The 20493-nt window shown below is 74.6% G+C and carries 19 protein-coding genes and 1 tRNA gene; 13 read left to right on the plus strand and 7 right to left on the minus strand.

Annotated features, from left to right (window positions below):
- The first annotated feature begins 124 nt into the window (after nucleotides 1-124).
- From GC722_RS02075 to pheA, 3 genes are read left to right on the plus strand one after another with little or no spacing between them, the layout of a single operon-like run.
- Nucleotides 125-1687, plus strand: coding sequence for a hypothetical protein (locus GC722_RS02075; RefSeq protein ID WP_156607487.1), 1563 nt, complete (start codon nucleotides 125-127; stop codon nucleotides 1685-1687).
- Nucleotides 1687-2526, plus strand: a complete 840-nt coding sequence (locus tag GC722_RS02080) for a DUF2510 domain-containing protein (RefSeq protein WP_156607489.1) — start codon at nucleotides 1687-1689, stop codon at nucleotides 2524-2526. Before GC722_RS02075 ends, GC722_RS02080 begins: the two co-directional genes overlap by 1 nt.
- Before the next feature lie 21 nt (nucleotides 2527-2547).
- Nucleotides 2548-3477, plus strand: coding sequence for a prephenate dehydratase (pheA, locus tag GC722_RS02085; RefSeq protein WP_331714302.1), 930 nt, complete (start codon nucleotides 2548-2550; stop codon nucleotides 3475-3477).
- Here the strand turns inward: pheA and GC722_RS02090 are convergent.
- On the minus strand, nucleotides 3426-5126 hold the full coding sequence (locus GC722_RS02090) for a diacylglycerol kinase family protein (protein WP_156607491.1): 1701 nt from the start codon (nucleotides 5124-5126) through the stop codon (nucleotides 3426-3428). The two genes, pheA and GC722_RS02090, sit on opposite strands and share 52 nt — an antisense overlap.
- 81 nt (nucleotides 5127-5207) lie before the next feature.
- Between GC722_RS02090 and serS the strand changes: the two genes are divergently transcribed.
- From serS to GC722_RS02105, 3 genes are read left to right on the plus strand one after another with little or no spacing between them, the layout of a single operon-like run.
- Nucleotides 5208-6485 carry a serine--tRNA ligase gene (gene serS, locus GC722_RS02095; protein ID WP_331714303.1) on the plus strand — a complete coding sequence of 426 codons (1278 nt, stop codon included), beginning with the start codon at nucleotides 5208-5210 and terminating at the stop codon, nucleotides 6483-6485.
- Between the two features lie 26 nt (nucleotides 6486-6511).
- Nucleotides 6512-7276 carry an HAD family hydrolase gene (locus GC722_RS02100; RefSeq protein ID WP_156607704.1) on the plus strand — a complete coding sequence of 255 codons (765 nt, stop codon included), beginning with the start codon at nucleotides 6512-6514 and terminating at the stop codon, nucleotides 7274-7276.
- Between the two features lie 36 nt (nucleotides 7277-7312).
- Nucleotides 7313-8587, plus strand: a complete 1275-nt coding sequence (locus tag GC722_RS02105; protein WP_331714304.1) for a uracil-xanthine permease family protein — start codon at nucleotides 7313-7315, stop codon at nucleotides 8585-8587.
- Nucleotides 8588-8674: 87 nt separating this feature from the next.
- Here GC722_RS02105 and GC722_RS02110 read toward each other — a convergent pair whose 3' ends face one another.
- Both GC722_RS02110 and GC722_RS02115 read right to left on the minus strand, forming a co-directional pair.
- The gene (locus GC722_RS02110; protein ID WP_197429696.1) at nucleotides 8675-9241 is read right to left on the minus strand and encodes a sigma factor-like helix-turn-helix DNA-binding protein; all 567 of its coding nucleotides are present in this window, start codon (nucleotides 9239-9241) and stop codon (nucleotides 8675-8677) included.
- Between the two features lie 351 nt (nucleotides 9242-9592).
- Nucleotides 9593-10207 carry a bacterial proteasome activator family protein gene (locus GC722_RS02115; RefSeq protein WP_197429697.1) on the minus strand — a complete coding sequence of 205 codons (615 nt, stop codon included), beginning with the start codon at nucleotides 10205-10207 and terminating at the stop codon, nucleotides 9593-9595.
- Nucleotides 10208-10249: 42 nt separating this feature from the next.
- On the opposite strand from GC722_RS02115, the gene GC722_RS02120 reads away from it, so the two are divergent.
- Together GC722_RS02120 and GC722_RS02125 are read left to right on the plus strand one after the other, a co-directional pair.
- On the plus strand, nucleotides 10250-10774 hold the full coding sequence (locus tag GC722_RS02120; RefSeq protein ID WP_197429698.1) for a 2'-5' RNA ligase family protein: 525 nt from the start codon (nucleotides 10250-10252) through the stop codon (nucleotides 10772-10774).
- Nucleotides 10775-10827: 53 nt separating this feature from the next.
- A complete protein-coding gene (locus GC722_RS02125) occupies nucleotides 10828-11289 on the plus strand; it encodes an AAA family ATPase (protein ID WP_197429699.1) in 462 nt (153 codons plus the stop codon).
- Nucleotides 11290-11301: 12 nt separating this feature from the next.
- Here GC722_RS02125 and GC722_RS02130 read toward each other — a convergent pair whose 3' ends face one another.
- A complete protein-coding gene (locus GC722_RS02130; RefSeq protein WP_331714305.1) occupies nucleotides 11302-11874 on the minus strand; it encodes a GNAT family N-acetyltransferase in 573 nt (190 codons plus the stop codon).
- 119 nt (nucleotides 11875-11993) lie between these two features.
- On the opposite strand from GC722_RS02130, the gene GC722_RS02135 reads away from it, so the two are divergent.
- Both GC722_RS02135 and GC722_RS02140 read left to right on the plus strand, forming a co-directional pair.
- Nucleotides 11994-13856, plus strand: a complete 1863-nt coding sequence (locus GC722_RS02135) for an ABC transporter ATP-binding protein (RefSeq protein ID WP_156607495.1) — start codon at nucleotides 11994-11996, stop codon at nucleotides 13854-13856.
- Complete coding sequence (locus tag GC722_RS02140) at nucleotides 13849-15807, plus strand: ABC transporter ATP-binding protein (RefSeq protein WP_156607497.1); 1959 nt, start codon at nucleotides 13849-13851, stop codon at nucleotides 15805-15807. The genes GC722_RS02135 and GC722_RS02140 overlap by 8 nt, the downstream gene beginning before the upstream one ends.
- Nucleotides 15808-15849: 42 nt before the next feature.
- Here the strand turns inward: GC722_RS02140 and GC722_RS02145 are convergent, their stop codons facing one another.
- Nucleotides 15850-16371, minus strand: coding sequence for a DinB family protein (locus GC722_RS02145; protein WP_156607498.1), 522 nt, complete (start codon nucleotides 16369-16371; stop codon nucleotides 15850-15852).
- A 57-nt stretch (nucleotides 16372-16428) separates the two neighbouring features.
- On the opposite strand from GC722_RS02145, the gene GC722_RS19110 reads away from it, so the two are divergent.
- Entirely contained in the window at nucleotides 16429-17862 is a 1434-nt protein-coding gene (locus tag GC722_RS19110) for a DUF3253 domain-containing protein (RefSeq protein ID WP_331714306.1), read from the plus strand.
- A 39-nt stretch (nucleotides 17863-17901) separates the two neighbouring features.
- Here GC722_RS19110 and GC722_RS02160 read toward each other — a convergent pair whose 3' ends face one another.
- Nucleotides 17902-18816 carry a hypothetical protein gene (locus GC722_RS02160; protein ID WP_156607499.1) on the minus strand — a complete coding sequence of 305 codons (915 nt, stop codon included), beginning with the start codon at nucleotides 18814-18816 and terminating at the stop codon, nucleotides 17902-17904.
- Between the two features lie 3 nt (nucleotides 18817-18819).
- Nucleotides 18820-19788, minus strand: coding sequence for an NAD(P)H-quinone oxidoreductase (locus tag GC722_RS02165; protein ID WP_156607500.1), 969 nt, complete (start codon nucleotides 19786-19788; stop codon nucleotides 18820-18822).
- Nucleotides 19789-19895: 107 nt separating this feature from the next.
- Between GC722_RS02165 and GC722_RS02170 the strand changes: the two genes are divergently transcribed.
- A tRNA-Ser gene (locus GC722_RS02170) sits at nucleotides 19896-19982 on the plus strand.
- Nucleotides 19983-20034: 52 nt separating this feature from the next.
- Nucleotides 20035-20469: an anaerobic C4-dicarboxylate transporter family protein gene (locus GC722_RS02175; protein WP_156607501.1), complete on the plus strand. Its 435-nt coding sequence runs from the start codon at nucleotides 20035-20037 to the stop codon at nucleotides 20467-20469.
- Nucleotides 20470-20493 lie beyond the last annotated feature (24 nt).

The raw sequence follows: 20493 nt of genomic DNA on the forward strand, positions 1-20493 counted from the left end.
TGCGGACGTCAGGGAGGCTCGCGTGCGGAACCGGTTGACGCCCCGGCGGGCGGACGGTCTGCACCCCGCCCCGCCACGGCCGAAGCGGTGGCACCGCGACCACCGCGTCGGCATGGGCCTGGTCGTGAGCAGCCCGCTGATCACCCTCGTCGTCGCCTTCCTGGGCCCCTCGGCCATCACCCTCGACCTCGGTCCCCGTCGCGGCCTGCTGCCGCCCTGGTACCTGCCCGCGGACCTGCTCGGGACGCCCCACGAGCTCGCCGTCTCGCTGGCGGTCGTCGTCGGGCTGGCGCTCGGCGCGGTGGGGGTGTGGATCTGCCTGCGGGCCATGGCCGACGGCTGGCGGCCGCACCACCGGCGGCTCTTCGTGCTCGGCTCGTCGCTGAGCACCGCCACGATCCTGGTGCCCCCGGTCACCTCCGCCGACGTGCTGATGTACGCCGGCTACGGACGCCTGCAGGTGATCGGGCGCAACCCCTACGAGATCACCCCCGCCGAGATCTTCCGCAGCCAGTACGACCCCGTGCTGCGCTGGACCGAGGAGCCGTGGCAGGACACCCCCAGCGTGTACGGCCCCATCACGTCGTGGACGCAGTGGTTCGCCAACGTGCTGGGCGGGGAGAACATGCACGACGTCGTGTTCTGGCTGCAGGTCTTCTGCCTGGTGCCCTTCCTGGTCGCCTGCGCCGGGGTCGTCTGGCTGGCCCACGGCGACCCGCGGCTGCAGGCCCGCGCGGCGCTGCTGAGCGTGTGCAACCCGCTGCTCATCTGGGCGGTGGTGGCGTGCGCCCACAACGAGGCGCAGTCGGTGATGTTCGCCGTCTTCGGCATCATGCTGATGCGCAAGACGCCGTTCGGGGCCGGGGTCGCGATCGGGCTGGCCGGCTGCGCCAAGCTGTCGATCGGCCTCTACGGGCTGGCGATGCTGTGGGCCTACCGGCGCGAGCCCCGCAAGGCGCTGGCGCTCTGCCTGGGCGCCCTGGTCCCGATCGGGCTGGCCTACGGGGTGTGGCAGCCCACGGCGCTGTTCCAGGTGCTGCGCAACACCACCTACGTCTCCTCCGGCTCCTGGGTGTCCCCGGTCTACGGGTTGATGACGCAGTGGCTGGGGATGACCACCAACAGCTCCAAGGTGGTGCTCAACGGGGTGGCGCTGTGCCTGCTGGTGGTGATCGCCTGGATGCTCTCGCGGGTGCTGCCCTGGCGGGCGGCGCCCGGGCTGCGTCCCGGCACGGACCCGATGACCGACCCGATCACCGTGGCGCTGCGGACGGCCCTGCTGCTGTCGGTGGGCTGGCTGGTCACCTCGATCTACACGCTGAGCTGGTACGACCTGATCGCCTGGGTGCCGCTGGCCGTCATCGGCGCCACCCAGCTGGACCGGCTGTTCCTGTGGCGCGGTGCGCTGCTGTCGATGGCCTTCGTCCCCGGCCGGGCGCTCGAGGTCGGCCCGGCCCTGGACCTGCTCAGCTCGCGGATGCGCGACACCTTCTCCCCGGCCGTCCAGATCGGGGTGCTGGTGATGATCGTGCTGTGGTGGCGGCGGATGTGGCTGCTGCCCCGGCGCGAGCTGAAGGCGATGGGCGGGCTGGCCCGGCCGCAGGGCAGCGCGCTGCTGCCCGCCTCGCCGGGGACCCCGTCCGGGGTCGGCTCCCGCTCGGCCAGCTCTCCGGGGTCGGCCACCTGATGGCCACCGCTCCCGGCTGGTACCCCGACCCGCAGGAGCCGAGCACCGTCCGGTGGTGGAACGGGATCGGCTGGACCCCCTGGCGCGCGGAGTCCGCCGACGCGGAGCCGCCGCCCTACGGCGGCGACCCCCGCACGGTGGCGACCGTGGTGCCGGCGGCCGACCGGGAGCAGCGCCACACGCTGCGGATCGTGCTGCTCGCGGTGGCCGTGGTGCTGGCCCTGCTGGCCGCCGTGGCGGTGATGGGCTCCGCCCAGCGCCGGGCCAGCCCGCTGCCCGGCTCCTCCACCTCGCCCACCGCCTACGGCTCGCCGTCGGTGCGGGCGGCGCCGCTGGTGCTCCACCCCGGCCCACGGACCGCCGAGCTGTTCGGCGAGCTGACGGTGCAGCTGCCCGGTGAACCGGCCGAGGCGCCCGTGCAGGGGACCGCCGGCCCGTTCGCCGACGCGGCCGCGTCCAACACCGAGATCCACCCCGACTGGTACGTCAGCGCCTGGGTCGGGCTGCCGCAGGAGAGCGCGGTGCAGGTGACCCCGGCCGCCACCGCGGCGGCGATCGGCGAGTCCTTCCTCAGCAGCTCCTACCCCGGCACCGTCCGGGCGGGAGAGCCCCGGACCGGTCCGCTGGGCGAGCTGCCCGCCGACCGGGCGGCCAGCTGGAGCGTCGACGTCGAGCTCGTGGGGGTGGACGTCCCCAGCCGGACCGAGACGCTGCAGGTGGGCGCCGTCCGGCTGGACGGCGGCCAGCAGGTCGTCATGCTCGCCACCACCACCGACGACACCCCCGAGGACCTGCGGGCCGCGGTCGAGGCGTTCTGGACGAGCCCGGTGCTGGCCTGACCGGGTGCCTATGGTGGCCCGGTGACGCCTCCCACCCACGGCTACCTCGGTCCGGCCGGCACCTTTACCCACCAGGCCCTGCTCACCCTCGGTGACCTGCCGGGGGAGGCCCGACCCTTCCCCTCCGTGCCGGCGGCGCTGCACGCCGTCCGCAGCGGGGAGGTGGAGGCGGTGCTGGTGCCGATCGAGAACTCCGTGGAGGGCGGCGTCAGCGCCACCCTGGACGCCCTCACCCACGGCGAGCCGCTGACCATCACCCGCGAGGTGGTGATCGACGTGCAGTTCGACCTCTACGTCCGCCCCGGCACGGCGCTGGAGGACGTCCGGGAGGTCATCACCCACCCGCACGCCGCCGCCCAGTGCCGCGGCTGGCTCGACGCCCACCTGCCCGGCGCGTCGGTGACCGAGCGCGGCTCCACCGCCGCCGCCGCGGTCGCGGTCGCCGACCCGGCCAGCGGCTTCGACGCCGCCATCTGCGCACCGGTGGCCGGACGGTCGCAGGGGCTGGTGGCCGCGGCGGTCGGCATCGCCGACAACCCCGACGCCCAGACCCGCTTCGTGCTCGTGTCCCGGCCGGCGCCGGTGCCGCCACGCACCGGCGCGGACAAGACGACGCTGGTCTGCTTCATGCGGGTCGACCGCTCCGGGGCGCTGCTGGAGATCCTGGAGCAGTTCGCCAGCCGCGGGGTGAACCTGTGCCGGATCGAGTCGCGCCCCACCCGCACCACGCTTGGCAACTACTGCTTCTCCATCGACGCCGAGGGCCACCTCGACGACGCCCGGATCGCCGAGGCGCTGATGGGGCTGCACCGGATCTGCCAGGACGTGGTCTTCCTGGGCTCCTACCCCCGGGCCGACGCCGTGCTGCCGTCGGTGGCGGCCGGGCACGCCGACGACGACTACGCCGAGGCGGCCGCCTGGCTGGCACGGCTCCGCGACCCCGCCCGCTGACGGGCCGCGGGCAGCGCGGTCTGCGCCTGCCGCAGCACCGCCGCCTGCTCGTCCACCAGGCCGTGCCGGTGGTTCGGCGGCAGCCGCAGCAGCAGCGCCCCCGGGTTCACCTCGGCCACCATCGTCGTGCACTGCCCGACGGTGTCGCCGTCCATCTGGTAGAACTCGCTGCGCTCGATCCGGATCGTCACCCGGCGGCCGGTGATGCGGTCCAGCTGGGCGTCGTCGCGCTCGGCCCGGGTCAGCACCCGCGTGACGAGCCGGGCCCAGTCCCGCACCCCGGCGGGGGAGGCCACCAGCAGGTCGAGCAGCCCGTCGTTGGCGCGGGCGTCGGGGATCAGCGGGATGCCGCCCTGCAGGAAGCCCACGTTGCCGATCACGATGACGCTGGCCCGGCGCCGCAGCACGGGACCGTCGTCGACGCGGATGGTGGCCTGCACCGGCGGGTGGGCCGCGTGGCGGGCCGCGGCGACGAAGTAGGCCGCCGACCCCACCGCCCGCTTCAGCTCGGGGTTGGTGGCGGCCATGATGACCGCGTCCACGCCCACCCCGGCCATCACCGTGAAGTGCTCGCCGCGGGGCTGGCCGTCGACGGTGAGCTGCACCAGGTCGACAGGGGTGTCGACGCCGTCCAGGGCCAGCCGCAGGGCGGTGGTCTCGTCCAGCGGGATGCCCAGGTTCTTGGCCAGCAGGTTGCCGGTGCCGGCCGGGATGACGCCGAAGGGGATGCCGGTGCCGGCCAGCCCGTCGCAGACCACCCGGATGGTGCCGTCGCCCCCGGCGCCCAGCACCAGGTCGACCTCCTCGCGGACCGCCCGCGCGGTCATCGCCCGTCCCGGGTCGGCCGGGGTGGTCTCCAGCCAGAGCACGTCGTAGCCGCGCCGCTGCAGCTCGTAGCCCACCCGGCGGCGGAAGCTGGGCCAGTCGGTGACCTTGGTGGGGTTGTAGACCACCGCGCAGCTGCGGCGGGGGGCGGTGACGCTCTCGGTCGGGGGTCGGATCAGCCGGTCCAGCTCGGGCGGGATCACCCGGACCCGGGCCGCGAGCAGCGTCAGCGAGGTGGCCGTCACCCCCCACAGCAGCCCGCCGAGCACGTCGGTGACCCAGTGCGCGCTCATGATCCAGCGGTCCACCGCGACCAGCAGCACCAGGAAGGTGCCGAGCAGCCGCCAGGAGGCCGTCACGCGCCGCGCCTGCCGGGTGTGGATCAGGGTGGCGCTCACCGTCACCACCAGCACCGCGACGGCGGTGGCGTGCCCGGAGGGGAAGCTGTAGCCGGTGGCGCTGATCAGGTCGTGCGGCGACGGCGGCCGGGGCCGCTCCAGCAGGTGCTTCCAGGCGGTGTTGCCCAGCCAGGCCAGCGGGATCGCCGTGATCACCGCCACCGACAGGTTTCGCAGCCGGTGCCGGGCGCACCAGATGCCGAAGCCGAGCACGACCGTGTAGACCACGACCGGCATCGTCAGCAGCGCCACGGCCGAGAAGATCTCCTCCGCCGGGGACCCCGGCACCAGCGGCGGGGCCGCGGTGGCCCGGTCGAAGCCGTCCAGGGCGCCGCTGGCGACCACCGCGCTGAGCGTCAGGAAGGCCAGCAGCGTCCCCAGCGCGATGACCCAGGAGAGGGTCGAGGGGAGCCGCCGGGGGGTCATGGTCGGCAAGCGTAGGTGGTGCGCCGCCAGCTGGCCCGCTGCCGGTCGAGACGGGGTCCGGGCGTCGGTAGGCTGACGGCCGTGATCGACCCCAAGCTGCTCCGGACCGACCCCGACCGCGTGCGGGACTCGCTGCGCGCCCGCGGGGAGGACGCCTCCCTGGTGGACGAGCTGCTGGCCGCCGACGAGCAGCGCCGCGCCGCCATCGCCGGGTACGAGGCCCGCCGGGCCGAGCAGAAGGGGCTGGGCAAGGAGGTCGCCCGGGCCCAGGGCGAGGAGAAGGCCGCGCTGCTGAGCCGCACCCGCGAGCTCGCCGCCGAGGTGAAGTCGCTGCAGGCCCAGTCCGACCAGGCCGGCGCCCGCTTCGACGAGCTGCTGGCCCGGGTGCCGAACCTGCTGCTGCCCGACGTCCCGCCCGGCGGCGAGGACGACTACGTGGTGCTGGAGACCGTCGGCACCCCGCGCGACTTCACCGCCGAGGGGTTCGAGCCCCAGGACCACCTCGAGATCGGCCAGCGGCTCGCCGCCATCGACACCGAGCGCGGCGCCAAGGTCTCCGGCTCGCGGTTCTACTTCCTGACCGGGCAGGGCGCCGAGCTGGAGATGGCCCTGGTGAACCTGGCCATGGCCAAGGCGCTGTCGTGGGGCTTCACCCCGGTGCTGCCGCCCGCGCTGGTCAAGCCGTCGGCGATGGAGGGCACCGGCTTCCTCGGTCAGGCGGCCCAGGACGTCTACCGGCTGGAGGCCGACGACCTGTACCTGGTCGGCACCGCCGAGGTGCCGCTGGCGGCCTACCACAGCGAGGAGATCCTCGACGTGGACCGGCTGCCGCTGCGCTACGCCGGCTACAGCCCCTCGTTCCGCCGCGAGGCCGGCTCCTACGGCAAGGACACCCGCGGCATCTTCCGGGTGCACTGGTTCGACAAGGTCGAGATGTTCGTCTTCTGCGCCCCCGAGGACGCCGAGGCCCAGCACCGGGCGCTGCTCGGGTTCGAGCGGGAGTTCATCGAGGCCCTCGAGCTGCCCTACCAGGTGCTGGAGCTGGCCGCCGGCGACCTCGGCATGAGCGCGGCCCGCAAGTACGACTGCTACGCCTGGTTCCCCAGCCAGCAGCGCTACCGGGAGGTGACCTCCACCTCCAACTGCACCGACTTCCAGGCCCGCCGGCTCAACATCCGGGCCCGCTTCGAGGGCGGCACGGCCCCCGTCGCCACCCTCAACGGCACGCTGTGCGCGGTGCCGCGGACGATCATCGCCCTGCTGGAGAACCACCAGCAGGCCGACGGGACCGTGCGGGTGCCCGAGGCCCTGCGCCCCTACCTGGGCGGCCGTGAGCTGCTGACGCCGGTCGCCCGGTGAGCGCGACCGACGGCTGGCGACCCGAGATGGTCGCCCTGGACATCGACGGCACGCTGCTGCACGCCGACGGCGAGATCCCGGCGGAGGTGCGTGCCGCGGTCCGGCGCGTGGTCGAGGCCGGGGTGCCGGTGGTGCTCGCGACCGGCCGCGGCTGGCACAACACCCGCGAGGTCTTCGAGGCGCTGCAGCTGCCGACCGGCTGGGTGGTCTGCTCCAACGGCGCGGTGACGCTGCGGCACGCCCCCACCGAGGTGGTCCGCGAGGTCACCTTCGACCCCCGCCCGGTGGTCGAGGGGGCGCTGGCCCACTCCCCGGACGTGCTGATCGCGGTCGAGGAGGTCGGTCTCGGGTTCCGGGTCAGCCGGCCCTTCCCCGAGGGCGAGCTCGGCGGCGACGCCCGGGTCGAGGACGTCGAGACGCTGGTGTCGCAGCCCGTGACCCGGGTGGTGATCCGCAACCCGTCGGCCACCGACGAGGACTTCCTGGCCATGGCCGAGGCCCTGGGCCTGCACGGCGTCTCCTACTTCGTCGGCACCAGCGCCTGGCTCGACATCGTCCCCGAGGGGGTCAGCAAGGCCTCGGCGCTGGCCGAGGTGTGCGCCGCCCTGGGGGTCGACAGCTCGGCGGTGCTGGCCCTCGGCGACGGCCGCAACGACATCGAGATGCTGACCTGGGCCGGCCGCGGCGTGGCCCTGGGGGAGGCGGCCGCGGAGGTCCAGGCGGTGGCCGACCACGTCACTAGCCGCTTCGTCGACGGCGGCACCGTCGAGGAGCTGTCCCGCTGGTTCTGAGCGCCCGCCCCGCGGCGCCCGAGGAAGGAGACCCAGGTGCTGCCCTGGAAGCTGCACGGTGACGGACGCTCGATCGGCTCCGGGGAGGTGGTGCACCCGCGCGAACGGCTGTCCTGGCCGGCGACCGTCGGGCTGGGTCTGCAGCACGTGGTGGCGATGTTCGGGGCGACCTTCCTGGTGCCCCTGCTGACCGGCTTCCCGCCGACGACCACGGTGCTGTTCTCCGGCATCGGCACCATCGTGTTCCTGCTGGTGACCGGCAACCGGCTGCCCAGCTACCTGGGGTCGTCGTTCGCCTTCATCGCCCCGATCACCGCCGCCAGCGCCGGCGGCGGGATCGGCGCGGCCCTGTTCGGCGTGGTCGTGGTCGGCATCGTGCTGGCCCTGGTGGGCCTGGTGGTGGTGCGCACCGGCACCGGCTGGATCGACGCCCTGATGCCGCCGGTCGTGGCCGGGGCGATCGTGGCCCTGATCGGGCTGAACCTGGCGCCCACCGCCCGGGACAACTTCGTCGCCGCGCCGCTGGTGGCCCTGGTCACGCTGACCGCGGTCATCCTGTGCACGGTGCTGCTGCGGGGGCTGCTGGGCCGGATGTCCATCGTGCTGGGGGTCGTGGTCGGCTACCTGGCGGCGGTGCTGTCGGGCCAGGTGGACTTCAGCGGCGTCCGCCAGGCCGCCTGGTTCGGGCTGCCGGACTTCGCCACCCCCACGATGGCCTGGTGGGCGCTGCCGGCGTTCCTGCCCGTGGTGCTGGTGCTGGTGGCCGAGAACGTGGGCCACGTCCGCTCGGTGGCCCACCTGACCGACCCGGGGCTCAACCGGCTCACCGGCCGGGCGCTGCTGGCCGACGGCCTGGCGACCACGCTGGCCGGCTCCGTCGGCGGCTCGGGCACCACCACCTACGGCGAGAACATCGGCGTGATGGCCGCCACCCGGGTGTACTCCACCGCCGCCTACTGGGTGGCCGCGCTGTTCGCGGTGCTGCTGGGCTTCAGCCCCAAGTTCGGGGCGCTGGTCAACACGATCCCGCCCGGGGTGCTGGGCGGCGTCACGACGGCCCTGTACGGGCTCATCGGCATCATCGGGGTGAAGATCTGGGTCGACAACCGGGTGGACTTCTCCCGCCCGGCGAACCAGTTCACCGCCGCCACCGCGCTGGTGGTCGGGGTGGCCAACTTCACCTTCGACCTCGACGGGCTCAGCTTCAACGGGATCGCGCTGGGCACCCTGGCCGCCATCGTGATCTACCACCTGATGACGACGCTGGAGCGGCTGCGCGGCGGAGGCGGCGCCTCGCCCGTGCACGAGTGAGCCGCCCGGGCGGGAGTGGGCCGGGGACTCCAGCACGGGGGACGCCCGCCGCAGCGGCGTCCCCCGTGACCGGGCAGGTCGAGCGGGTCAGGCGGCGACCCGCGGCCGCCGGCCGGTGCCGCTGACCACGTCCTGGGCCACCGCGGCGACCTGCTCCGGGCTGGGGCGGCGGGCCGGGGCGGGGCGGGGCGTCGAGGCCTCGGTGCGGGCCCGGCGCAGGTGGCGCTTGACGGTGGAGAGGGAGCAGCCCAGCCGGTGCGCCAGGGTCTCCAGGCTCTCGTCGGGGTTCGCGCGGCGGAGCCGGAGCACCTCCTCGTGGTCCACCTGGCGGTTGGGGGAGGTGACGCCGGCCAGCGTGTCGAAGTCCTCCGGGGTCACGGTGACACCCAGCCGGCGGCGGATCTCGGCGCGCTGGCGCTGGGTGGTCTGGGCCACGTAGCCGGAGACGTCGTGCTTGACCACCGCGTCGTAGAGGCAGCTCTTCAGCAGCGGGCAGCTCTCGCACAGGTTCTGCGCCTTGCGCACCATCATGGCGGCCTGGCGGCGTTCGTCGGGGCCTGCGCCGGCCGGTAGCCCCTCGTCCATCACCGGGTGCTGGAAGAGGTCGGCGAAATCGACGCAGCTGGGTCGCTTGCGTGCGCTGGCAGAAGTCATTGCGTATTTCCCCCACGGATCTCGTTCGCTGGCGTTTCCGGAGGGTCTGACGTCGCGTCCGGTGTTTCCGGTTCCCTCCACTGTGCCGCGAATCATCGTGGCAGAACACGGCCCGGTGGGACAGGGCCAGATGTGGGAAGACCTACCTGACTGTTCTGGGGCGATCACCCAGAAGGCGGTGAGTACGTGTACTCAGATGCGGAGGAGTCATTCGTACGGGCTTCTGGGCCCCTATTCCAGGCACCTGTCGGGAATTGCACGGCCGGGTTCACCGGCGGTGTCGGGCGCGTGAACGGACGCCTCCCGCGCCGGTGCGGCGGGGAGGCGTCCGGACGTGCTCACGGGCGTGGCTCAGAGGTACATGCCGCTGCCGCGCTGGGGCGCCTGGGCGGCCGCGCGGTCCGCGCCGGGCAGCGCCCGACGCATCTGCTCCAGCTGGGCCCGGGCGGCCATCTGCTGGGCGAAGAGGGCGGTCTGGATGCCCTGGAACAGACCCTCCAGCCAGCCGACCAGCTGGGCCTGGGCGATGCGCAGCTCGGCGTCGGAGGGCACCTCGTCGCTGGTGAACGGCTCGCTGAGCCGCTCCAGCTCCTCGGCCAGCTCCTCCGACAGCCCCGACTTCAGCTCCTCGACCGCGCCCGCGTGGATGTCGCGGAGCCGGGTCCGGCTCGGGTCGTCCAGCGGGGCGGACTTCACCTCCTCGAGCAGGGTGCGGATCATCGTGCCGATCCGCATCACCTTGGCCGGCTGCTCGACCATGTCGGTCACGGAGTCCTGCCCGTCGCGGGACCCGCCCTCCTCGACGACCTCGGAGTCCACCACGTCCTGACCCTGGGAGCCGCCGTCCGGGGCCTGCTGGACAGCCATCCCGTTGGGGGTCACCACGACCGTGCGACCGTCCTCGGTCTGCCCGGCGTAGATGGGGGCCTGCTGTGCGCGTGCGCTCTCCGGCTGGTTCTCGGTCATGCGAGCGAGTCTAGGCCGGGCCCCGGAGGCGATACTGAACCGGTGCTGCACCTGGAGCTGCTCCCCGACCCGGCCACCGAGCTGCGGCTGCGGCAGGACTGGGCGCGACTGGAGGAGCGGGGTCTGCCCAACCTGTCGCGGCACCGGCGGGACTCGAACCGGCCGCACCTCACGGTGACCATCTCCGCCGACGAGGTGGCCGCCGCAGGTGTCGCGCCGCTGCTGCCGGACCTCCGCCGAGCCACGTCGACGCTGCCGCTGCCGCTCGCGCCCGCGGCGGTCTCGGTCTTCGGCACCGGGCCGTGGGTCCTGGTGCGCACGCTGGTGGTGACCCCGGCGCTGCTCGACCTCCACGCCCGCGTGCAGTCGGTGATGGGACGCCCCTGCGTGCCGCACCTGGCTCCGGGGGAGTGGGTGCCCCACACGACCATCGCCCGACGCCTGGACGCCGCCCAGGTCGCCGCGGCGCTGGAGGTCCTGCAGCCGGTGGAGCTCGCCGGCGCGGTGTGGGAGCGGGCGCGGCTGTGGGACTCCGCCCGGCAGCAGGTCACCGACGTGCCCCGCTGAGACGCGCACCCGCCGCCGGCGGCGGGGGGACGTCCGGCTGCCAGACTGGCCGGGTGCGGGCGCTGCTGGTGACCGGGATGTCTGGTGTCGGGAAGTCCACCGTGCTGCGTGAGCTGGGCCTGCGGGGGCTGGAGGTCGTCGACACCGACGACCCGGGCTGGATCGAGGTGGTCGACGGCGAGCCGCTGTGGCGGCTGCCACGGGTCACCAGCCTGCTCGACCGGCCACGGGATCGCCCGGTGGTGGTGCAGGGCACGGTCGCCAACCAGGGTGCCCTCTACCACCGCTTCGACGCGGTCGTGCTCCTGACGGCTCCCCGCGCCGTCGTGCTGCAGCGGATCCGGTCCCGCACCACGAACTCCTACGGCAAGGCACCGGCTGAGCTCGCGCGGATCGAGCAGGACCTCCGCGACGTCGAACCGCTGCTGCGGGCGGGCGCAACCCACGTGGTCGACACGTCGGCACCGCTGCCGGAGGTGGTCCTCGCCGTCGAGCGCATCGCCCGCGGCGCATGAGGTGCGAGGTGGTCAGCGCAGCTGCAGCCGCATCAGCACCCGGGGGAAGCCGCCGGAGACGGAGTCGGTCGGGGCGGCCAGGGTGAAGCCGACCCGCTCGAACAGGGCGCGGGTGCCCACGTAGGCCATGGTCAGGTCGACCTTCTGCCCCTGGTTGTCCACCGGGTAGCCCTCCACCGCGGGAGCACCCTCGCTGCGGGCGTACCCGACCGCGCCGGCGAGGAGGTCGACCGCGACGCCGCGACCGCGGTGGCCGGCGCGCACCTTGACGCACCACAGCGACCACACCGGCTGGTCGTCGACGTGGGGGATCTTGCGCGAGCGGGCGAAGGGCAGCTCCGAGCGCGGCGCGACCGCCGCCCAGCCGACGACCTCGCCGTCCTCGTAGGCCAGCACCCCCGGTGCGACCGGGCGCCGGCACAGCTCGCGGACGTACTCGGCGCGGGCCGGCCCGACCAGCGAGCGGTTGGTCCGCGAGTCCAGCCGGTGGCTCAGGCACCAGCACACCGAGGCCTGCGGGTCCCGCGGCCCGAGCACAGCCGCCACGTCCTCGAACACCCTCGCGGGACGCACGTCTCGCGGCACGCCGACCTCCTCCGCCCAGGTGCACCGGTGCCGTCATCGTAAGGGGGGGCGTCATCGTAGAGGGGCGTCATCGTAAAGGGGTCGTCACTGTCGGTGGGGCTCCCTAGGCTGACTCCGTCATGCCTCTCTTCCCGCCGAGGGTGCGCGCCTACGCCGAGGACGCCACCGAGTTCCCGGACACCCGCAGCCCCTCGGCGTTCCTGCTCTGGATGATCCGCTCCCAGTGGCGGATCTACCTCGCCATGGTCGGGATCGGGGTGCTGTGGTTCCTGCCCGGCGCCGTCGGCCCCTACTTCCTCGGCCGCGCCATCGACTCCGGCGTCTCCAGCGGCGACTGGTCCGCGGTGGTGATGTGGTCGTCGGCGCTGCTGGGTGTGCTGGTGCTCGGCGTGGTCGCCGGCATCGTCGGGCACAGCCTGGAGGTCGCCTCCTGGCTGGTCGCCCTCTACGGCACCGTCATGCGGGTCACCCGCAAGAGCGTGCAGATGGGTCACGTGCTGCCGCGACGGACCCCGACCGGTGAGGTGCTGAGCGTCTCCGCCAGCGACTCCGACACCTTCGGCGCCACCCTCAACGTGGTGGCCCGCGCCACCAGCGGCGCCCTCGCCTTCCTGGTCGTGGCCGCGCTGGTGCTCAGCACGTCGGTGCCGCTGGGGCTGGTGGTGCTGCTGGCCGGCCCCGTGCTGGTCGGGGCGGCCGCCCCCCTGCTGCGCCCGCTGCACCGGGCCCAGGCCGTCGAGCGGAACCGGATCTCCGAGCTGACCTCGATGGCCACCGACATCGTGGCCGGGCTGCGGATCCTGCGCGGCATCGGCGGTGAGGCCACCTTCGGGCGCAACTACACCCAGCAGTCCCAGCGTGCCCGCCAGGCCGGTGTGCGGGCCGGGCGCTGGCAGGCGGCCGTGGACGCCCTGGGCGTGCTGCTGTCGGGCCTGTTCCTGGTCACGCTCACCTGGCTGGGAGCGCGCGAGCTGGTGGCCGGGCGGATCTCGATCGGGCAGCTGATCAGCTTCTTCGGCTACGCCGTCTTCGTGGTGCTGCCGATCCAGCTCTTCTTCGAGGCCGTCCGGGCCTGGGTGCAGGGTCTGGTGTCGGCGCGCAAGGCCACGGCCGTGCTCGGCCTGCAGCCGCCGTGGCAGGAGCCGGAGTCCCCGGCGGCCATCCCCGCCGGAGCCGAGCTGGTGGACGAGCGGTCGGGGGTGCGCATCCCCGCCGGACGTCTGGTCGTGGTGGTCAGCGGCGTCCCCGACGACTCCGCGGCGCTGGCCGACCGGCTCGGCCGCTACCTGCCCGACACCGGCACCCCGCCGAGCCTGGACGTGGACGAGTCGCTGAAGGGCCGGGCCCGCCGCGAGGCCAAGGCCGAGATGCAGCGGCTCCGCCGTGAGCGGGCGGTCGAGGACGAGGTCCGCGCCCGTGCCCGGTGGGGGGTCACCCTCGGCGGCGTCGACCTGTCCCAGCTGCCGGTGGCCGAGCTGCGCCGGCACGTGCTGGTCAGCGACGCGGCCAGCGCCGTGTTCGCGGGCACCCTGCAGCAGGCCGTCGACCCGCACCGCCGCGCCACCCGCGAGCAGGCCGAGCGGGCGCTGGACGCCGCCTCCGGCGAGGACGTCTACACGGCCCTGCCCGGCGGCTGGCAGGGCGTGCTGGACGAGCGGGGCCGCGGTCTCTCCGGCGGCCAGCGGCAGCGGCTGGTGCTGGCCCGCGCGCTGCTGGCCGACCCGCCGGTGCTGGTGCTGGTGGAGCCCACCTCGGCCGTCGACGCGCACACCGAGGCCCGGATCGCGGCCCGGGTGCCGGAGCTGCGCCGGGGACGCACGACCGTGGTGATGACCGTCTCGCCGCTGTGGCTGCACCACGCCGACGAGGTGATCTGGCTCGAGGACGGACGGCTGGCCGGTCAGGGCAGCCACACCGACCTGCTGGCCGAGCGCGGCTACCGCGACGTGGTGGCCCGGGGGATGGAGGTGAGCGATGTCTGAGACGAACGGCACGGCCGTGCTGCCGCTGGAGCCGGACTGGCGTGAGGACTCCGCCCGCACCTGGGTGCACGACACCGACGCCCTGCCCCGCGTGCCGGCCGAGCTGGTGCCGCCCGAGCACGCCGGGCCGCGCGAGCGGCTGCGCGCCTGGCGGCGCCGGCACCGGATCCGCGCCGAGCGGGCCGACAGCTACTACCACTCCACCCGGGCACCCGAGCGGGGGCTCCCGGTGGCCCCCGCGACCGCGGTGGTCGGGTTCGTCTCGGGGCTGCTGCGGCGTCGCCGCAGCCGGGTGGTGCTGCTGCTCGCCCTCAACGTCGCCGCGGCCGTGGCCGGTCTGGTGGTCCCGCGGATGCTGGGCTCGCTGGTCGACCGGGTCTCGGCCGGCGACACGGTGCTGGCGGGGCTGAACGCCCTGGCGCTGGCCGTGGTGGGCGTGGTGGTGCTGCAGGCGCTGCTGGTGTTCGGCGCCCGGTTCTCCTCCACCGTGGTGGGTCAGGACGTGCTGGCCTCGGCCCGCGAGGACGTGGTCGAGACCGTGCTGTCGCTGCCGCTGGGCAGGGTCGAGAGCGCCAGCTCCGGCGACCTGGTGACCCGGGTGACGCGCGACGTGTCGGCGATGAGCAACTCGGTGCAGTACGCCCTGCCGCAGGCCGTGATCGCCGCCGCCACCACGGTGCTGACCATCGTGGCGCTGGTGCTGAACAGCCCGCTGCTCGCGGTGCCGTCGCTGGTGGCGCTGGTGCTGGTGTCGGTGCCGGTGCGCCGCTACCTGCGCGCCGCACCCCGGGGCTACATCACCGAGGGCGGCACCTACTCCCGCATCAACACCACCTTCACCGAGACCGTCGAGGGCGCCCGCACGGTGGAGGCCCTCGACCTGCAGCGCCAGCGGATCGCCGCCGGGGACGACGACGTGGCCGAGTCCGCGCAGGCCGAGCGCTACACGATGTCGCTGCGCAACCTGATGTTCGGCTGGATCGACCTGGCCTACAACACGCCGCTGGTGGCCGTGCTGCTGCTCGGCACCTACGGCTACTCGCGGGGCTGGGTGACGCTGGGCGAGATCACCACCGCCACCCTGTACGTGCAGGCCCTGGTGGAGCCGGTCGACCGGCTGATCGCCAACGTCGACCGGCTGCAGGTGGGCATCGCCTCGACCACCCGGCTGCTCGGCATCCGGCAGGTCCCGCAGGACCGGACACCGGGGGAGGAGCGCCCGGACGGGGTGGACCTGGTCGGCCGCGACCTGCGCTTCGCCTACCGCGAGGGTCGCGACGTGCTGCACGGGGTGGACCTCGCGCTGCGTCCGCGTGAGCGGCTCGCCGTGGTCGGGCCCAGCGGGTCGGGCAAGTCGACGCTGGGACGGCTGCTGGCCGGCATCAACGGCCCGCGGACCGGGTCGGTCACCGTCGGCGGGGTGGAGCTCACCTCGCTGCCGCTCGACGTGCTCCGCACCGAGGTCGCCCTGGTCACCCAGGAGCACCACGTCTTCGTGGGCACGGTGCGCGACAACATCGTGCTGGCCCGCGAGGACTCACCCGACGAGGTGGTCATCCGGGCGCTGCAGACCGTCGACGCCTGGGAGTGGGTGCAGCGGCTGCCCGAGGGCCTGGACACCATGCTCGGCAGCGGGCACACCAGCCTCACGCCGGCGCAGGCCCAGCAGGTGGCGCTGGCCCGCCTGGTGGTCGCCGACCCGCACACCCTGGTGCTCGACGAGGCGACGTCGCTGATCGACCCGCGCACCGCCCGGGACGTGGAGGGCTCGATGAACGGCCTGCTGGAGAACCGGGCCGTGGTGGCCATCGCGCACCGGCTGCACACCGCCCACGACGCCGACCGCATCGCGGTGGTGATCGACGGCCGCATCGCCGAGCTCGGCAGCCACGAGGAGCTGGTCGAGCGCGACGGGGAGTACGCGGCGCTCTGGCGGGCCTGGACCTCCTGAGCCGCAGGCGCCCGCTCCCAGCAGACCGTGGAGGACGCCGTCCTAGCGGCGGGTCACGTCGGCGACGTGGTGCTCCAGGTCGTGCAGGGCGTAGAGGCCGAGCGTCCAGGTGATGAAGACCGACCCGTTCGAGCGTCGTCCGGGTCGCTGCCAGGCGTCCTCGGGCACGTCGGCGAAGGCGGCGGACAGCCGGTCCGCCGCCTCCCGCAGCTCGACGGCCACCCGGGCGGGGTCCTGCTCGGCGTAGCGCTCGGCCACCGCGGTGGCGTCCTGGTCCCAGTCGGCGAACTCCGGGTCGTCGCGGCTGAGCAGCAGCGCGAGCCGCCCGGCCATCACCCGGCAGACGTCGCGGACGTGGGCGCCGTACTCCAGCACCGACCACGTGGACGGGTCGCGTCGCCGGCGCACGTCCGCGCCGGCGAGGGCGTCCGCGACGGTGCCGGTGGCGGCCAGGATCCGCTGCGGCAGCGCCGTGCGCCGCACCTCCGCCGGGTCGAAGCCGCACTCGGCGCAGGGCTGCCGCAGCACCCAGGTCCAGTCCTTGGTGTCTGGGGTGATTCCCATGGGCGAGGGCTAGCCCGCCCTAGGATGCCGACCGTCCGACCACCCCGAGGAGCCGCTGTGCCCGTCGTCCGAGCGTCCGACCTGCCGACGGAGGTCCCGGGAGGGGCGTGGCCGACCAGCCACGTCCAGGGGCTCGCCGTGGACCGGGAGAACGGCTACGTCTACTTCTCCTTCACCCAGCTGCTGGTGAAGACCGACCGGTCGGGCGCCGTCGTGGGGACGGTCGGCGGGCTCACCGGCCACCTCGGCGACCTCACGCTGAACCCCGACGACGGGCGGGTGTACGGCTCGCTGGAGTACAAGGCGCAGGAGGCCTTCTACGTCGCGGTCTTCGACGTCGCCCGGATCGACCGGGTGGGCATGGACGCCGAGGCCGACGGGGTGATGACCACCGTGCACCTGGCCGAGGTGGTGGCCGACTTCACCGCCGACATGGACGGCGACGGGGTCTTCGACGGCGACACCGCCGACACCGCCGACCACCGCTACGGCTGCAGCGGCATCGACGGGATCGCCTTCGGCCCCCGCCTCGGCTCGCGGAGCGGGAGCAGGGTGCTGGTGGTGGCCTACGGCGTCTACGCCGGCCTCCACCGCGAGGACGACGACCACCAGGTGCTGCTCGAGTACGACGTGTCGGGGTGGTCGCGGTGGGAGCAGCCGCTGGACCAGCACGCGCCCCACCGCTCCGGCCCGCAGCGGCCGTCGCGGAAGGTGTTCGTGCGCACCGGGAACACCACCTTCGGGGTGCAGAACCTCACCTACGACGAGCACACCGGCCACTGGCTGATGGCGGTCTACCGGGGCACCAAGCCGCACTTCCCCAACTACGGGCTGTACGTGGTCGACGGGTCGGTCGGCCGACGGAGGCCGAGATCGTGGGTCAGCGGCGGCCTGAGCGCGGTCTGGTCGCGCCGCTGCTGCCGGCCGGGCTGCACCACCGCCCGAGCGACGTCTGGGGCTACGAGCTCGACGGCGGCGTCGGCCTGGAGGCCCTCGGAGACGGCTGCTTCTACGTCGGGCGGGCTGCGCAGGTGGTGGAGGACGGCGTGGTGCTGCAGAGCGGCACGGCGGTGCTGCACCGGTGGACCGGGGACGTCCCGACCCCGCTCGTCCCCGTCCGCTGACCCCGCCGCCCGTCGCGGAGGAGCGGGTGGCGCCGGCCGGGGGCCCCGGTGGCAGGATCGAGCTGTGCCCACCGCCGAGCAGCCGGACGCCGACCAGCCCGCCGGGAACCCCGCCGCGCGGGGGGAGGACGCGCGTCTGGACGAGGCGCTGCAGCAGCTGCTGGACGCCCGCCCGGCGACCGCCTCGATCTGCCCCTCGGAGGTGGCGCGGGCGGTCGGCGGCGAGGAGTGGCGCGAGCTGATGGAGCCGGCGAGGGCGGCCGCCCGTCGGCTGGTCGCCGAGGGCCGGGCCGAGATCACCCAGGGCGGACGGGTCGTCGACCCGGCCACCGCCAGGGGACCGATCCGCATCCGTCGACCCCGCTGACCGGCCCTGCTGCCGGCGGGCGGTCCGGTGCGGTGCGTCTCACCGGTCGTCGTCGGTGGCGGCGGCCAGGGCGTCCAGCTGCTGCTGGGCCTCCTCCTGCTCCGCCCGGGCCTGCTCCAGCGCCTCGGTGGCCTCGTCCAGCCGCTGCTGGGTGGCCTCCGCCGCCTGGTGGGCCTCCTGCTCGGCGGCCTCGGCCTGCTCCAGCTCCGCCCGCAGGTCGGCGACCTCCTGGCTGCGCCGGTCCAGCTCCTCGGCGGCCGCCAGGTGCTCCTCCTCGACCGCCGAGGCGAGCGACTCGGCCTCCACCAGCGCCGACTCGGTCTGCTGCAGGTGCCGGCGGGCGTCCTGGATGGCCCGGATCCGCGCCTGCTCGGCCTCCCGCTCCTGGCGGCTGCGGCGACGTGAGCGGGCCTGGTCCAGGCTGCTGACGGGCTCCGGCTCCCGACGCGGGTGCGCCGGCGCCAGCCCGAACCCGCTGTAGCTGGCCGCCCGGGTGAGCCGGGCCCGTCGCAGCTCCTCGGCCACCTCCGGGTCGGCGAGCGCGGCCTGCAGCGTGCTCGCGACCTCGGAGCGGACCGGCTCCGAGGTCGGGTGGCCGTGCTCGGCGGCCAGCCGGGCCGCCCGGCGGGTCAGCGCCTCCACCACCGCGGTGCGCTGCGCGGCCAGCGGACGCAGCTCCTCGGCCGACAGCGTCTGGTGCGCGGCCCGCAGCGCCTCGCCGAGGTCGAGCAGCTCCCGCACCGACCCGGCCTCCTCGCGGGCCAGCAGGTTGGCCACCCAGGCCGCGGCGGTGGGACGGCGCAGCGCCTTGATGCGGTTGGCCAGCCCGCGCTCGCCGGCCTTGCGGGCGCGGGCGGCGAGGGCGTCCCGGCCGGCGGTGAAGGCGCCCGGGTCGCCGGCGAACAACCGGTCCAGCTCCGCCTCGGCGTCGAGCGGCTCGGCCTCGTCGGGCACCGGCTACACCACCAGCACGATCTTGCCGTGGCTCTGCCCGGACTCCATCCACCGGTGCGCCTCGGCCGCCTCGGCGAGCGCGAACCGGGTCTCGTGGGCGGGCCGCACCCGGCCCTCGGCGAGCATCGGCCAGACCAGCTCGCGCACCCGCTCGCAGATGGCGCTCTTCTGCTCCACCGGGCGCGAGCGCAGCGCCAGCGCCGAGATGCTGCCGCGGCGGGCCAGCAGCGCTCCCAGGTCGAGCTCGGCCCGCCGTCCGCCCTGCATCCCGATCACCAGCAGGTGGCCGTCCGGGGCCAGCACCGAGACGTTGTCGGCCAGGTACCTCGCCCCCATCACGTCCAGCACCGCGTCCACGCCGGCCGGTGCGGCGGCGCGCACGGCGGCGGGCCAGTCGCCGGTGTAGTCGACGGCCTCGTCGGCCCCCAGCTCGCGGCAGTAGCGGCGCTTGTCCTCGGTGCCCGCGGTGGCCAGCACCCGGCAGCCGAGGGCGCGGGCGTACTGGATCGCGAAGGAGCCGATCCCGCCGGCGCCGCCGTGCACCAGCAGCGTCGCACCGGCTCCCAGCCGGGCGTGGTCGAGGTTGGACACCACCGTGGCGGCCACCTCCACCAGACCGGCCGCGCTCACCAGGTCGACCCCGGGCGGGGGCGGCAGCAGCTGCCCGGCCGGGACCACCACCCGTTCGGCGTAGCCGCCTCCGGCCAGCAGCGCCACGCAGGGGTCGCCGGCCTGCCAGCCCGTCACCCCGGCGCCGACCTCGGCCACGGTGCCGGAGCACTCCAGCCCCAGCAGCTCCGAGGCCCCCGGCGGCGGCGGGTAGTGACCCTGCCGCTGCAGCAGGTCGGCCCGGTTGACCCCGGCAGCCACCACCTGCACCAGCACCTCGCCGGGGCCGGGGCGGGGGTCCTCGACCTCGCCGACGTGCAGCACCTCGGGGCCACCGGATCCGTCGCACAGCACCGCTCGCATGCGGCCAGCGTGCCACAGCCGCGCGGCGGCACCGGGGCAGGGCGAGCGGCTACGATGAGGTGCTCCCGAGCCGGTCCGCCCGTCGCGGCGACCCGTCCCGGGTGCCAGGCGGGGTCGCATAGTGGACTAGTGCAGACGCCTTGAAAGCGTCCGAGCGGGAGACCGCTCCGTGGGTTCGAATCCCACCCTCGCCGCCGACCGTCCCACCCACCGCCGACACCCACCGACTCGAGGAGTTGAGCCCGCATGAGCGTGCACCGGTTCCGTCCCCGGCTGCCGATGCGGGCCCTGGCCGTCGGCTCGGCCCTGGAGGTGACCGGTGCCGTGCTGGCGGTGGCCCTCGAGGCCGCCACCGGCCACGTGGCCTGGGTGCTGCCGGGCGTGGTGCTCGTCGTGCTGGGCAGCGTGCTGATCGCCGTGGCCATCCTCTCCACCGTGCGCAACGCCGCCGAGGTGGAGCTGACCGACGAGGGCTACGTGGTCCGCAACCGCGCGGGTGAGCAGCGGGGGAGCTGGAGCGAGGTCACCAGCGTCAAGCAGTCCGTGGAGGGCGACCGGCTCACCTTCGTCAGCGGCGACGGCTCCACGGTGCACGTCGTGGCCGCGCAGGGCTCGATCACCTCGCTGGCCTCGGAGGTCACCACCCGGCTGAACCGCAACCGGGGCTACGGCCGGATCTGAGCCGCCCCCGGGACCGTCCGGGAG

The organism is Auraticoccus cholistanensis (genome assembly GCF_009742705.1).
In the GTDB taxonomy this organism is placed as follows: Bacteria; Actinomycetota; Actinomycetes; order Propionibacteriales; family Propionibacteriaceae; genus Auraticoccus; species Auraticoccus cholistanensis.